We start from the raw sequence: 14,835 nt of genomic DNA on the forward strand, positions 1-14,835 counted from the left end.
CAGGATTGTATGAGTTTTCAGATAACCGTTCAGCCTAGCGGCCGACAATTTACTTGCGACGAAGGCGAGACCATTCTCAACGCCGCAATACGCGCCGGCGTCGGCCTGCCTTACGGCTGCAAGAACGGGGCTTGCAGTTCTTGCAAGGGTAAATTACTGGACGGTGAGATCACGCACGGCCCGCATCAGGAAAAAGCACTGCCGGTGAAGGAAGAACAACTGGGATTTTCCCTGTTCTGCTGCGCCACGCCGCATTCCGACGTCACCATCGAAGCACGCGAGGTCGCCGGCATCGGCGAATTCCCGGTGCGCAAAATGCCGACCCGCATCGCCAAGATCGACAAGGTGGCGGATGACGTGGTGATATTGTCGCTCCAGCTACCGGCCAACGAACGCCTGCAATATCTGGCCGGCCAGTACATCGAATTCATTCTGCGCGACGGCAAGCGCCGTAGTTACAGCATGGCCAACGCACCTTACAAGGACGAACACCTGACGCTGCATATTCGCCATATGCCCGGCGGCGTATTTACCGACCAGGTATTCACCACGATGAAAGAACGCGACATCCTGCGCCTGGAAGGGCCGATGGGTACCTTCTTCCTGCGCGAGGATTCGGACAAGCCGATGGTGCTGCTGGCCTCGGGCACCGGTTTTGCGCCGATCAAAGCCTTGATCGAACAATGTGTTCATACAGGCTCGCAACGACCGATCATCTTGTACTGGGGCGGCCGCCGTCCGCAAGACTTGTACATGATGGCGCTGTGCGAGGAATGGGCGGCCACACTGCCCAACTTCAAGTTCGTGCCGGTGATCTCGAATGCGCAGTCGGAAGATCAATGGACTGGCCGCAGCGGTTTCGTGCACCAGGCCGTGATCGACGATTTGCCCGACTTGTCAGCCTATCAGGTGTATGCCTGCGGCGCGCCGATCGTGGTCGAATCGGCGCAGCGCGACTTTGTCGCCTTGTGCAAACTGCCGGCGGAAGAGTTTTATGCGGATTCGTTTACTTCGGAAGCGGATCTGGCGCACTAAACGCTGAACCTGTACTGAACGTGCACTGAGGACTGTCGACAACAGCGGCGCAAATATTTTTTGACGCACCACACAAAACGTCCTAATATTTGCGTCATGAACATGATCAAGACCTTGTTGCGACGCCATAACTCATTACCTTTGCCAGGTAAGCCGTGCGCGTGACCGCTGCCTGATCACGAAGCCACAGGCGATGCCTGTGGTTTTTTTTTGCCCTTTTTCTAGGAGCTTGCAATGGAATTCAATCAGTACCCCGTCAACGACCTGATGTATATCACTAACCGCCCGCCCCTGGTGTTTACCGAGGGCGACGGCATGTGGATGACGGATCATACCGGCAAGCGCTACCTGGATTATTTGCAGGGCTGGGCGGTCAATGCGCTGGGCCACTCGCCGCAATGCATTCAGGACGCCTTGCTTGTCCAATCGAAGAAAATCCTGAACCCTTCGCCGGCTTTCTACAATGCGCCATCGATCGAACTGGCCAACCTGTTGACCGCCAATTCCTGCTTCGACCGCGTGTTTTTCACCAACAGCGGCGCGGAAGCCAACGAAGGCGCGATCAAGCTGGCGCGCAAGTGGGGCAAGAAGAACCCGAACCAGGCCGGCCAGAATCGCTTTGAAATCATCACTTTCAACCACAGCTTCCACGGCCGCACGCTGGCAACCATGTCGGCCAGCGGCAAACCCGGCTGGGATACCATTTTCGCGCCGCAGGTGCCTGGTTTCCCGAAAGCGGAACTGAATGACCTGGCCAGCGTCGAACAGCTCATCAACGATAAGACGGTCGCGGTGATGCTGGAGCCGGTGCAAGGCGAAAGTGGCGTGATTCCGGCGACGCGCGAATTCATGCAAGGCTTGCGCGAACTGACCAAGAAGCGCGGCATCTTGCTGATCGTCGACGAAGTACAATCCGGCATGGGCCGCACCGGCGAATTGTTTGCCTATCAGTTATCGGGAGTCGAACCGGATATCATGACGTTGGGTAAAGGCATCGGCGGCGGCGTGCCGCTGGCAGCCTTGCTGGCGCGTGAAGAAATCGCCTGCTTCGAAGCCGGCGACCAGGGCGGCACTTATAACGGCAATCCGCTGATGACGGCAGTTGGCGTGGCGGTGATCAAGACCCTGCTGGCGCCGGGCTTCATGCAATCGGTAAAAGACAAAGGCGCTTACCTTCGCGGCGAGTTGTTGAAACTGACCGAGAAACACGGACTCGAAGGCGAACGCGGCGAAGGCTTGTTGCGGGCGCTGAAGCTAGGCAGCGACATTGGCCCGCAAATCGTCGATATCGCGCGTGACCTGAATCCGGTCGGCCTGTTGTTGAATTCGCCGCGCCCGAATCTGTTGCGTTTCATGCCTTCGCTGAACGTAACAGTTGCCGAGATTGATCAGATGATCACCATGCTGTCGGATGTAATCGGCCAGATCAAGAAGTAAAACTCTCAAAAAATGGGCTATAGATGACGATAAAAAATTTCCTTGTTTGTTGCCTGGTATTGTTATTGGCAGCTTGCGGCGGCACCGGCTCGGTCCGTCCCGGCTCCGCCGACAACACACCGATCAGCGATAAGGGTAACGATATCGTCATCTACTCGCTGGGCCTGATCGACACCAACTACCGCTTCGGCGGCAAAAACCCAGAAGCCGGACTCGACTGCAGCGGCATGGTCAGTTATGTCTACCGGCAGGCGGCGGGCCTCAAGGTGACCGGCAGCGCGGCAGATATCGCGCGCCAGGGCCGCCCCATCACCAAAGCCGAATTGCGGCCTGGCGACCTGGTGTTCTTCAATACCATGCATCGCGCGTTTTCACATGTCGGCATCTATATCGGCGACGGCCGCTTTATCAACGCACCGTCGACCAACGGCAAGGTGCGCATAGACCGTCTCGACAACAATTATTATGCAGCGCGATTTGAAGCCGTGCGCAGATACTTCGATTGATTGCCGCTAGTATCCAGTTCCTAAATAGTTTGAAATAAAAAACGCCGTTCCGGCTTATACCGGAACGGCGTTTTTATGCCTTGCCTGTTGACGCTGCACTTCCGGGAAAGTGCAGCGCCGGCTCTTATTTCTTCTTTGGAATGAACAGGTCGGTAATCGTCCCCAAACCCATTTCGGCCGCAAACATCGGCGTTTCCGACAGGGTCGGATGGGCATGAATAGTCAGCGCCAGGTCTTCCAGGTCGGCGCCCATTTCCATCGCCAGCACGGTTTCCGCCAGCAGCTCGCCGGCATTCACGCCAACAATTCCCGCACCGATAATACGCTTGGTGCTTGGGTCCCACAGCAGCTTGGTCATGCCGTCGTCGCGCCCCATTGCCAGCGCTCGGCCGCTGGCCGCCCACGGGAAATTGGCTTTTTCGAAAGGAATGCCCTTGGCCTTGGCTTCGGTTTCGGTCAAACCCATCCACGCGATTTCGGGATCGGTGTAAGCCACCGAAGGAATCGTCATGGCGTCGAACTCGACCTTGTGGCCGGCGATGACTTCAGCGGCAACCTTGGCTTCGTTAGTCGCTTTATGCGCCAGCATCGGATCGCCGCAGATATCGCCGATGGCAAAGATGTGGCTGACGTTAGTGCGTTGCTGTTTGTTGGCAGGGATGAAGCCACGTTCATTGACGATGACGCCAGCCTTTTCCGCAGCGATTTCCTTGCCGTTAGGACGGCGGCCGACGGCCACCAGCACCATGTCGTACAGTTGCGGTTCCGGTGCTGCCGGCGAGCTGCTGTCGGCACCCTCAAAGGTTGCGCGCAGACCTTCTTTCAAGGCTTCCAGCTTGGTGACCTTGGTCTTCAGGTAAATCGCTTCGTAGCGCTTTTCGATACGTTTTTGCAATGGCTTGACGACATCTCGGTCAGCCGCCGGGATAAGGCCGTCGGCAAACTCGACCACGGTAACCTTGGAACCGAGAGCGTCATACACGCAAGCCATTTCAAGGCCAATGATGCCACCGCCGATGACCAGCAGTTTCTTTGGAATCTGGCGCAGTTCGAGTGCCCCGGTGGAATCGATCAGACGTGGATCGTCGTAGGGGAAGCCTGGAATCCGGGCAACCGAAGAACCAGCGGCGATAATCGCGTTCTTGAAGCCGACGACCTTCGGACCATCCGCAGTTTCCACGGTAATCGTGTTGGCCGAGCTGAATGCGCCCTTGCCAGTCACGACTTGCACCTTGCGTGCCTTGGCCAGGCCCGACAAGCCGCCCGTCAGCTTCTTGATGACGCTTTCTTTCCAACCGCGCAGTGCATCGATATCGATTTCAGGAGCCGACATCTTGACGCCGAAATGCGCCATTTCTTCTGCTTCAGTGATAACCTTGGCGGCATGCAGCAGCGCTTTTGACGGAATACAGCCAACGTTCAGGCAAACCCCGCCGAGGCTGGGATAGCGCTCGATCATGACCACGCTCTGGCCGAGGTCGGCAGCGCGGAAAGCCGCTGTATAGCCGCCAGGACCTGCGCCCAGCACCACGGTATCGCATTCAATATCGACTTTGCCAGCGAAACTGGAAGCGGCAGGAGCTGCAACTACAGGCGCCGCAACCGGCGCGACGGCGGCTGCCGTAGCTGGAGCAGGCGCTGCGCCACTGGTGGTTTCAAGCAGCACAACCACGGAACCTTCGCCGACCTTGTCGCCGACCTTGACTTTGATTTCCTTGATGACGCCGGCCTGGCTCGATGGAATTTCCATGCTTGCCTTGTCGGATTCGACAGTGATCAGCGATTGCTCGACCTTGACCACATCGCCCACCTTGACCATCACCTCGATGACATCGACTTCCTTGACGTCGCCGATATCCGGCACCTTGATTTCGATAGTGCTTGCAACACCGGCAGCAACAGGCGCCGGCACAGCCAAAGCCGCAGCTGCTGCGGCAGGTGCCGGAGCGGCCGCAGCAGCAGGCGCTGCAGCTACTGCGGCTGCCGTTGCTGCTTCCAGCACCAGAACCAATGAACCCTCGCTGACTTTATCGCCGACCTTGACCTTGATTTCCTTGATGACGCCGGCCTGGTTCGATGGAATCTCCATGCTGGCTTTGTCGGATTCAACGGTGATCAGCGACTGGTCGACCTTGACGGTATCGCCCACTTTGACCATCAGCTCAATGACTTCCACTTCTTTGACGTCGCCGATATCCGGGACCTTGACTTCAACCATGCTCATAGCGTTTGCTCCATGCTTGCTCTTCCTGCCGGAAGAAGAAATTATTTATGATGTGACGTTGCTTAAAGCTCCGCCTGGGATTTCATTTCAAAACTGTGAATGCGCAACGGCGTGGCTGAGCTTTTGTCGAATTCGACACCGGCATGTATGCCTATCTCGGCAATCCGCTGAGCGCTGAGATCCTGGTCGTAGACCGCATACATCGCGCCCAGTGCAAAATTGCGACCGCTGCCGATACCCCAGAAACGATCGAAGCTGAATACTTCGCGATACGAATACACGCCGAAAATACCGTAGGGATTGGCGATCAGCGCGGTGATCTGCGATGACTCGTAAGGGTCGTCCTCGTCCTCTTTGGTGTTCAGGAAATACTGATCCTTGAGAATGCTGTGCACCTTGGAAAAAGTCTCGAACACATCTTCGCGATTAGTCAGCTTGCAGTCCTCACCCATGCCGGTCAGCAGCTTGCGCATCACCGGAAAATGAGCGGCGGTGCCGGCCAGCGTAATATACGACTCGCCAATCTGGAATATCTTGTTGTTGACCTCGTAGGCGTGCGACAAACGGGTATCGCCGAATGTCACCAGCGAATCAGATGCTATCGCGATCTGTCCATTTTTTTTGACGACAACACAGGTAGTCATAGTTGCTCTCCATCGGTATGCCAAATGACCGCAAGTGACGTACAAGATCGATCTGCGATGCTTTTCCGCCAGCTAGTGTGATGATTCGTTCTTTGGCAGAACAAGAAAAGCGAAGGATTTTTGTCCCAGACTAGGCGCGTACCGGAGTGATAGTGAACTATCACGAGGATGCGCAACGACGTATGGGGCAAAAAGACGAGCTTTTATGTTCTGACAAAAACGAAGCACCACGCCAGTATTACAACAATGTCTTCCGCATGTCGGCCAATACGTCAGCCAGATAGACGCTGAAACGCGCCCCCATGGCGCCGTCGACCACGCGGTGGTCGTAGGACAGCGACGTCGGCATCATCAGGCGCGGCACGAACTGTTTGCCGTCCCAGACCGGTTTCATCGATGCTTTCGACAAGCCCAGGATCGCCACTTCAGGTGCGTTGATGATCGGCGTGAATGCTGTACCACCGATACCACCCAGGGACGAAATCGTGAAGGTCGCACCCTGCATGTCGGCCGGCTTCAGTTTGCCGTCGCGAGCCTGGGCAGACAATTCGCCCATTTCCTGCGCGATCTGGCTGATGCCCTTTTTGTCGGCATCTTTGATCACCGGCACGACCAGGCCATTCGGCGTATCGGCGGCAAAGCCGATGTTGTAGTACTGCTTGAGGATCAGGTTTTCACCCTTGCCGTCCAGCGAGGCGTTGAACGCCGGGAATTTCTTCAGCGCCGCAACGCTGGCCTTGATCACGAACGCCAGCATGGTCAACTTGACCGGCGATTTGGCCTTGGCGAAAGCATCATTGGCTTGTTTGCGGAATTCTTCCAGCTCGGTGATATCGGCTTCGTCGAATTGCGTAACGTGCGGGATCATGACCCAGTTGCGGTGCAGGTTCGGACCGCTGAGCTTTTTGATGCGCGACAATGGCAGCAACTCGGTCGGACCTTGCTTGCTGAAATCCAGCGATGGCCATGCCAGCAGATCAAGACCGACGCCGCTGCCACCCTTGCTTGCCGCAGTGCCATTGGTGCTGGCAGTACCTGCAATCACGCTCTTGACATAGTTCTGCACATCTTCGTGCGTAATGCGAGCCTTGATGCCGGTGCCGGCGACGCGGCTCAGGTCAACGCCCAGTTCACGCGCGAATTTGCGCACCGATGGCGACGCATGCGGGATGCTGCCGCTAGCGGCGGCCGGAGCCGCTGCTGCTACCGGAGCAGGAGCAGGCGCCGGTTTGTTTTCTGCGACGGGCGCAGGTGCGGGGGCCGCAGCGGCGGCTGCCGGCGCCGGTGCTGCAGCAGCTGCCGGGGCGCTGGCTGGCGCCGCCGCGGCCGCATCGGCTTCCAGTACCAGCACTAGTGTGCCTTCCTTGACCTTGTCGCCCAGCTTGATTTTCAATTCTTTGATCACGCCCGCGTGGCTGGACGGGATTTCCATACTGGCCTTGTCGGATTCGACAGTGATCAGCGACTGATCGACTTTTACCGTGTCACCGACTTTCACCATCAATTCAATGACTTCAACTTCACTGACGTCGCCGATGTCCGGGACTTTGACTTCCACCATACTCATCGCTTAGCTCCATTCATTCTGCCCGCTGCGAAGCGCTGGCTTGAGTTTCCCTCTAGAAACATCAAGCCAGCGCGTCCCAACCGTGGAAATTTAAGTACTGCTTGTTACGGAAGCCCGAAAAACCTACTGCGCGGCGTTATCTCGGCACTGCGATGCTCACCGTACCTCCGTACGGCTGCGCTTCTCCTGCCGAGATTACACCGCTCGCTACGGTTTTTCGACTCTCCCTATCCAGTTACTACGACTTATTGCGTGACCGGGTTCGGCTTGTCCGGATTGATACCATACTTGGTAATTGCGGCGGCGACAACCGAGGCTTCGATCTTGCCTTCGTCGGCCAACGCCTTCAATGCCGCAACGGCAACATAATGGCGGTCGACTTCGAAGAATTCACGCAGCTTGGCGCGGGTATCCGAACGACCGAAACCATCGGTGCCCAAGACCTTGAACGTGCGGCCGGCCGGAATGAATGCCCGGGTCTGTTCGGCAAACGTGCGCATGTAATCGGTCGAGACGATGATCGGGCCCTGGGTATCCTTCACGCATTGGGTGATGTGCGCCACGCGTGGAGTGTCCGTCGGGTGCAGCATGTTCCAGCGCTCCACGTCCTGGCCGTCGCGGGCCAGCAGGGTGAACGATGGCGCCGACCAGACATCGGCATCCACACCCCAGTCGTTGGCGAGCAGGGCTGCGCCTTCGATGACTTCGCGCAGAATGGTGCCAGAGCCCATCAGTTGCACGCGCAGCTTGTTCTTCTTGCCACTTTCCTGCAACAGGTACAGACCCTTGATGATGCCCTCTTCCTGGCCTTCCTTCAGACCAGGGTGGCTGTAGTTCTCGTTCATCAGCGTCAGGTAGTAGAACACGTCTTCCTGGTTGGTGACCATGCGGCGCAGACCGTCGTGCATGATGACCGCGACTTCGTGCGAGAAGGTCGGATCGTAAGGTACGCAGTTAGGGATGGTCGACGCCAGTACATGGCTGTGGCCGTCTTCATGCTGCAAGCCTTCGCCATTCAATGTCGTACGGCCGGCAGTACCGCCCAGCAGGAAGCCGCGGGCGCGCATGTCGCCGGCAGCCCAGGCCAGATCGCCGATACGTTGCAGGCCGAACATCGAGTAATAGGTGTAGAACGGAATCATGACCCGGTTGTTGGTCGAGTACGACGTTGCCGCAGCAATCCACGAACTCATGCCGCCGGCTTCATTGATGCCTTCCTGCAGAATCTGGCCGGCCTTGTCTTCACGGTAGTACATCACCTGGTCTTTATCGACTGGCTCATACAGCTGACCGACCTGGCTGAAAATACCGATCTGGCGGAACAGACCTTCCATACCGAAGGTACGCGATTCGTCGACCATGATCGGCACCACGCGCTGGCCCAGGCTCGGGTCGCGCAGCAATGTATTCAGGATACGGACGTAAGCCTGGGTAGTGGAAATTTCACGGCCTTCGGCGGTCGCTTCCAACGCGCCCTTGAATGCAGACAGTTCCGGCACGATCAGCTCTTCGTCGGCCTTCTGGCGACGTTGCGGCAGGTAGCCGCCCAGCTCTTTGCGGCGGGCATGCAGATATTGCATTTCCGGCGTGTCGTCGGATGGCTTGAAGAATGGCACTTCAGCCAGCTTGTCGTCCGGGATCGGCAACTGGAAGCGGTCACGCATGGCCTTGATCGCCTCGTCGTCCAGCTTCTTGGTGTTGTGTGCGGTGTTGCGCGCTTCGCCCGATTTGCCGAAGCCATAACCCTTGATACTCTTGACCAGCAATACGGTCGGCTGGCCCTTGTGTTCTTGCGCCACTTTGAAGGCAGCGTAAATCTTGTGCGGATCATGGCCGCCGCGGGTCAGATGCCAGATGTCGTCGTCGGACATCTTGCTGACCAGTTCCAGCAATTTCGGATGCTTGCCGAAGAAATGCTTGCGCACGAAAGCGCCGTCCTTGGCCTTGTAGTTCTGGTATTCGCCGTCGACGGTTTCCATCATCACGCGTTGCAGGATACCTTCCTTGTCGCGCGCCAGCAGATCGTCCCAGCCTGCACCCCAGATGACTTTGACCACATTCCAGCCGGCACCGCGGAAATCGCTCTCCAGTTCCTGGATGATCTTACCGTTGCCGCGCACCGGACCGTCCAGGCGCTGCAGGTTACAGTTGACCACGATGACCAGGTTGTCGAGACGCTCGCGACCGGCCATGCCGATGGCGCCCATCGATTCCGGCTCATCCATTTCACCATCGCCGCAGAAAGCCCAGACCTTGCGGTTGGCGGTATCGGCGATGCTGCGTGCGTGCAGGTATTTGAGGAAACGCGCCTGGTAGATCGCCATCAGCGGGCCCAGGCCCATCGACACAGTCGGGAATTGCCAGAAGTCAGGCATCAGCTTCGGATGCGGGTAAGACGACAGGCCTTTGCCGTCGACTTCGCGGCGGAAATGCAGCAGTTGGTCTTCAGTCAGGCGGCCTTCGAGGAAAGCGCGGGCGTAGATGCCTGGCGACGAGTGGCCTTGGATGTACAGCAGATCGCCACCGTGGTTTTCGGAAGGCGCGTGCCAGAAATGGTTGAAGCCGATGCCCAGCATGTTGGCCAGCGATGCAAAGCTGGACAGGTGGCCACCGAGGTCGCCATCGAGGCGGTTGGCCTTGACCACCATCGCCATAGCATTCCAGCGCATCCACGAGCGCAGGCGCTCTTCGATTTCCAGGTTGCCAGGACAAGGCTCGCCCATGTGGGCCGGAATAGTGTTGACGTAAGCGGTATTGCTGGAAAACGGGATCTGGGCGCCGCGACGACGCGCCAGGTCAACCATTCTTTCCATCAGATAATGCGCGCGTTCAGGGCCTTCGGTTTCAATAACAGCTTCGAGCGCGTCAAGCCACTCTTGGGTTTCTATGACATCTGGATCGTTGGCGGCTTGGGCCAAAACCTGGTCGAGCTGGGCTGACATGCTGAGTCTCCTGAATTTGTGCGCCTGTCCAATTTTGTGTATCGGATTAGCGGGTTGGGTCGCAAGCATCTACGTCACTTTGTAGACGGACGCCAAATTCTAACAGGAGTTTTTTCCATTTCCAAATAGCGATATGACGTTTCATATTATGAAAATATGCTGCATAGCAAGGCAAATGGCTGTAAAAAACATCATCTCAAAAGTAATGTCATTGACTCAAAAGCAAAATATACATCGCCATTTTTATGGCGCGACGCAACAATAGTTACACATAGACATCATGAAATTGCGACTTATAGCTGATTCAATATAACAACAGCGATAAATCCAAATAAAAAAGCGCTGGACCAGAGATGGTCAGCGCTTTTTTATTTTTGGACAAACGACTTTCGCCTGATGCAATGCCGTATTCCATGGTTTGCAGCAACTGTCTTGTGCCAGATGAGCAGGTCCGTCAGGTACTTATGCGTTACTTGGCAACTTTGACAAAATCGCCCTTCAAGGCGACGCCAGCCATAATGGCTCCCGCATGGCATTCGAATTCCGTTGCGCTTGCATGCTCGACATTATTGTAGTTGCTCACAATATTGGTGACCGCGTTAGCGCCCAGGCTCTGTGCATGCTTTTGCAAACTCAGCATTGCAGACAGGAACGCCCAGTTACAGGCTTTTTCGTCAGACTTGCCAAAGGCATTGGTCTTCTGGCTGGTTTTGTTGCTACCCAGTTTTTCCTGCACTGCCGGTGTTGGCTGATTGCCGAAATAAAAATGCACGCTATCGCCCAGGCGGCTTTGCGCATCATTATCTGCCATCGCTGCAGCCAACGGCAACATCACGACTCTGTCGGCGGCTTGTGCAGGCACGGCGCTCAGCAGGATTCCTGCAGCGACGGCCATCATCAGCATCAGATTTTTCATTTTTCCCCTTGTGTTTAATAGTTAACGTTAGAAATTCCCTTCCCCGCAACGGCTATGCCGCCTTGCCGCCATTTTTCTTGGAACCGATACGGCTTTCTTTGCCAGCCAGCAGGTTGCCGATGTTTTTGGCATGGCGATATATCAGCAAGGCGCTCATCACTACAATCGCCAGCAAGATCATGTCAGGCCCTTCCATCAAAGTGTAGAAGAAAGGTGCGAACACACTTGCAATCAACGCCGCCAGCGAGGAATAACGGAAAGCGTAAGCCACGATCAGCCAAGTGCCGATAGTGGCCAGGCCCAGCAATGGATTGATGCCTATCAAAATACCCAGCAAGGTCGCCACGCCTTTGCCGCCGGCGAAACGAAAAAATATCGGCCACAGATGTCCCAAAAAAACGGCTACTGCGATCAGCGCCACAGCACCGTCGCCAAGGCCGAATTGCGGTCCGTATTTTTGCGTCAGCCACACCGCCAGCCAGCCCTTGAAGCCATCGCCCAGCAAGGTCAGTGCAGCCGCCGATTTATTACCGCTGCGCAGTACGTTGGTGGCGCCAGGATTATTGGAGCCATAAGTGCGCGGGTCTCCCAATCCGAACAGCTTGCTGGTGACGATGCCGAACGAAATCGAACCCAGCAGGTAGGCGGCAATCACGAATAACAGTGTGTACATGCGTGTCTCTTTCTTTTTGTCTTAATCGATTTAAAGTTGATGCTTATTCTTCCAGCGCACATTGGACTGCTTTTGCCTGCAGCAGATCGACCACGATGTGCGGCGCCACCCCGATCAGGTAACCACGCCGGCCACCGTTAATATATATCTTCGGCAAGCTCAGGATGCTCTCTTCTATATAGACGGGCAACTGCTTGCGCGTGGCAAAAGGCGAAGTCCCGCCGATCAGGTAGCCGGAATGACGGTTCGCCACCTCCGGTTTGCACGGCTCGACAGATTTATGGCCGGTTTGCCGCGCCAGATTCTTGGTCGACACTTTGCGGTCGCCGTGCATCAGGATGATCAGCGGCTTGGCCGCCTCATCCTGCATGACCAGCGTCTTCACCACATGATGCTCATCCACCCCCAGCGCACGCGCCGATACCGTGGTGCCGCCGTGTTCCTCATAGGGGTAGGGATGTTCGGAAAAGAGCGCACCGTGCTTGCGCAGGAATTGCGTGGCCGGAGTCTCTGAAATATGTTTTGTCATACAGGAGATTTGAATGCAGCGCCTTTTATATAGAGGCGTCTGCTTGCAAATGGTCTTTCGTAAAGCTGATACAGCGGCATCACGGATCGCGGCAGTGACTTGGTTCTGATCCGCTATCCCGAGGGTCAAGCCGCCATCGTCTCGCTTAAGGCTGCTTCGGTTCGTCGCTCGCAGGTTCCCCTGCCGCAGGTTCGCCCGGCACAGGCTCTACACTTTCGTCCGCGCCTTCTTCAGCTTCGGCTTCAGTTTCGGAAGAAGAACCTTTCTCCAGCTTGCGCTTCAGCTTTTCTTCCTTCTTTTTTTTCTTTTCTAATTCCTTTTGCCGTTTTTCGTACTGAAAATTCGTTTTTGCCAATTGCGCCCCCTTAATAGACATCTTGAATGATGTAGTACAGGATACAGGAGAATAATTGGAAAGACGCAGAATTCAATGGCTCGGCACATTAACAAATCGCTCATTTTTCATTACTTAAAAGCAATTTTTTGAGTACATTCTAGCCGCGCGGATGATGTGCCGCATGCAAGGCTTTCAGACGCTCCCGCGCCACATGCGTATAAATCTGCGTGGTCGATATATCGGCATGTCCCAGCAATAGCTGCACAACGCGCAAGTCCGCGCCGTGATTCAACAGATGGGTGGCGAATGCGTGGCGCAGGGTATGCGGCGACAACGGGGCGTTGATCACCGCCTTGGCAGCGTATTTCTTGATCAGGGTCCAGAACATCTGCCGCGTCATGGCGCCTCCGCGCGCCGTCACAAACAGGGCGTCATCCATCTGCCCATCCAGGATCTGGCCACGCGCGTCTTTCAGATAACGCACGATCCAGTTGCGCGCTTCTTCGCCAAATGGAAGCAAACGGGTTTTATTGCCCTTGCCGGTAATTCGCAAGACGCCTTCGTTCATGCCGACTTCCAGCGATTTCAACAGCACCAGCTCGGATACGCGCAAACCGCTGGCGTACATCAGCTCCAGCATGGTGCGGTCACGCAGGCCGAGCGGCGTACTGACGTCAGGCGCCGCCAGCAGCGCCTCTACCTGCGCTTCCGACAATACCTTGGGAAAGCGCGGCGCCTGCTTGGCCGAACGCAGATGCAGGCAGGGATCGGTACTGATGCGATTTTGCCGCAGCGCCAGCAGATAGAATCGCTTCAGCACCGCCAGGCGGCGATTCGACGAAGTCGCCTTGCTGCTGTCGTGCTTGGCCAGGAAATAGGCGTTCAGATCGCCGGCCTGGACCGCAAACAATGGCTTGTAGTCCGGCTGCTCCTGCAGCCACAGGGCAAACAAGGTCATGTCGCGCCGATAGGCTTCCAGCGAATTCTTGGCCAGGCCGTCTTCCAGCCACAAGCTATCGCAAAACTCGTCGATGGCGGTTTGATGTTCGGCGTTGAGCACTGGTCTGGCCTGGAGTTCGGCCTTGGATCTTCTCACAAGCCGGTCACGCCTTCGTGCTGCAGCAGCCAGCGCTTGACCCGCAGATGAAAGCCGTCGGCATCATCGTGATGGGAAAAGCCGCCTATGCCGCCGGATGCGGTCACGCGATGGCAGGGAATCACCAGCGGAAACCAGTTGGCGCCGCAAGCCTGGCCGACCGCGCGCGGCGCCGATTCGATCAGCTTGGCGACCTGGCCATAAGTGAGAATTTCGCCGCGCGGTATGGCAGAAATCGCTTTCCACACTCTGTGCTGAAAAGCGGTGCCAAGAGGCGCTAACGGCAGGTCGAAGCGAAAATCAGGTTGTGCGAAATAACGACAAACCTGCTCGGCCACCCGTGCAGACAAGGCGTCGCTGGCATCTTTTTCGTGGAATGAGGGAGGCAGATAGACCAGTTCGCGCAACAGGCCGGCGTCGGTACGGATGCCGACCGCACCGAATGGCGCGGCGACCACGGCAGTGAAATGCTGGGCAGGCAACTGACCGCCGGCTACGCGCTTAAGCGGACTATCAGAGATTATATTCATACCGCTAGCATAAAATAAAAAAGGCGCATCTGTCGATGCGCCTCAAATTACTCCGTGTGCAATCCCGGCTGTTTATACAGCTTCATTTGGATCGCACTGTCTCCTCAGTATCCCCGGTATCAATACCGTTCTTATGCACCACCACCTGTAACTCTGTAATTCAAGCGCGTTGCCGCTTTTTCTGCTGCTTAAAAAATCCGAATCCTGTGCCACATAAAACTACCGCACGACAAAAAACCTGAAACCAGATCAAGCGGACACAACCGCTGGTTTTTTATTCTGCAATGTCAAATTGTGGTCGCACTGTAACAGGTGTTACCCGGATTTAACAAATAATTTATATGAATCATTTTGGCTAAACAACATAGGTTTACACTAAAGCCTTATCAAATTATTCAA

At 56.1% G+C, this 14,835-nt stretch carries 13 protein-coding genes; 3 read left to right on the top strand and 10 right to left on the bottom strand.

Annotated features, from left to right (window positions below):
• Positions 1 to 9 precede the first annotated feature (9 nt).
• The 3 genes from LT85_RS20165 (at position 10) to LT85_RS20175 (ending at position 2,978) form a co-directional block, all read left to right on the top strand.
• Positions 10 to 1,035, top strand: a complete 1,026-nt coding sequence (locus LT85_RS20165; protein WP_038492514.1) for a CDP-6-deoxy-delta-3,4-glucoseen reductase — start codon at positions 10 to 12, stop codon at positions 1,033 to 1,035.
• Positions 1,036 to 1,269: 234 nt separating this feature from the next.
• A complete protein-coding gene (locus LT85_RS20170; protein WP_038492517.1) occupies positions 1,270 to 2,472 on the top strand; it encodes an acetylornithine transaminase in 1,203 nt (400 codons plus the stop codon).
• Positions 2,473 to 2,495: 23 nt separating this feature from the next.
• A complete protein-coding gene (locus tag LT85_RS20175; protein WP_038492521.1) occupies positions 2,496 to 2,978 on the top strand; it encodes a C40 family peptidase in 483 nt (160 codons plus the stop codon).
• Positions 2,979 to 3,102: 124 nt separating this feature from the next.
• Here the strand turns inward: LT85_RS20175 and lpdA are convergent, their stop codons facing one another.
• From lpdA to LT85_RS20225, 10 genes are all read right to left on the bottom strand, one after another.
• Positions 3,103 to 5,202: a dihydrolipoyl dehydrogenase gene (gene lpdA, locus LT85_RS20180; protein WP_081992580.1), complete on the bottom strand. Its 2,100-nt coding sequence runs from the start codon at positions 5,200 to 5,202 to the stop codon at positions 3,103 to 3,105.
• 62 nt (positions 5,203 to 5,264) lie between these two features.
• Complete coding sequence (locus tag LT85_RS20185) at positions 5,265 to 5,846, bottom strand: MFS transporter (protein WP_038492524.1); 582 nt, start codon at positions 5,844 to 5,846, stop codon at positions 5,265 to 5,267.
• A gap of 238 nt (positions 5,847 to 6,084) precedes the next feature.
• Positions 6,085 to 7,413 carry a dihydrolipoyllysine-residue acetyltransferase gene (aceF, locus tag LT85_RS20190; protein WP_038492528.1) on the bottom strand — a complete coding sequence of 443 codons (1,329 nt, stop codon included), beginning with the start codon at positions 7,411 to 7,413 and terminating at the stop codon, positions 6,085 to 6,087.
• A 245-nt stretch (positions 7,414 to 7,658) separates the two neighbouring features.
• On the bottom strand, positions 7,659 to 10,355 hold the full coding sequence (gene aceE, locus LT85_RS20195; RefSeq protein ID WP_038492531.1) for a pyruvate dehydrogenase (acetyl-transferring), homodimeric type: 2,697 nt from the start codon (positions 10,353 to 10,355) through the stop codon (positions 7,659 to 7,661).
• A gap of 469 nt (positions 10,356 to 10,824) precedes the next feature.
• On the bottom strand, positions 10,825 to 11,271 hold the full coding sequence (locus tag LT85_RS20200; RefSeq protein ID WP_038492533.1) for an excinuclease ATPase subunit: 447 nt from the start codon (positions 11,269 to 11,271) through the stop codon (positions 10,825 to 10,827).
• A 52-nt stretch (positions 11,272 to 11,323) separates the two neighbouring features.
• The gene (gene plsY, locus LT85_RS20205) at positions 11,324 to 11,944 is read right to left on the bottom strand and encodes a glycerol-3-phosphate 1-O-acyltransferase PlsY (RefSeq protein ID WP_038492536.1); all 621 of its coding nucleotides are present in this window, start codon (positions 11,942 to 11,944) and stop codon (positions 11,324 to 11,326) included.
• Between the two features lie 43 nt (positions 11,945 to 11,987).
• Positions 11,988 to 12,473, bottom strand: coding sequence for a Cys-tRNA(Pro) deacylase (gene ybaK / locus LT85_RS20210; protein WP_038492539.1), 486 nt, complete (start codon positions 12,471 to 12,473; stop codon positions 11,988 to 11,990).
• Between the two features lie 145 nt (positions 12,474 to 12,618).
• Complete coding sequence (locus tag LT85_RS20215; protein WP_038496951.1) at positions 12,619 to 12,828, bottom strand: hypothetical protein; 210 nt, start codon at positions 12,826 to 12,828, stop codon at positions 12,619 to 12,621.
• 139 nt (positions 12,829 to 12,967) lie between these two features.
• Positions 12,968 to 13,906 carry a site-specific tyrosine recombinase XerD gene (gene xerD / locus LT85_RS20220; protein ID WP_081992582.1) on the bottom strand — a complete coding sequence of 313 codons (939 nt, stop codon included), beginning with the start codon at positions 13,904 to 13,906 and terminating at the stop codon, positions 12,968 to 12,970.
• The gene (locus LT85_RS20225) at positions 13,903 to 14,436 is read right to left on the bottom strand and encodes a methylated-DNA--[protein]-cysteine S-methyltransferase (protein WP_081992584.1); all 534 of its coding nucleotides are present in this window, start codon (positions 14,434 to 14,436) and stop codon (positions 13,903 to 13,905) included. Before LT85_RS20225 ends, xerD begins: the two co-directional genes overlap by 4 nt.
• Between the last annotated feature and the right edge of the window lie 399 nt (positions 14,437 to 14,835).

It is taken from the genome of Collimonas arenae (assembly GCF_000786695.1).
Lineage (GTDB): Bacteria > Pseudomonadota > Gammaproteobacteria > Burkholderiales > Burkholderiaceae_D > Collimonas > Collimonas arenae_A.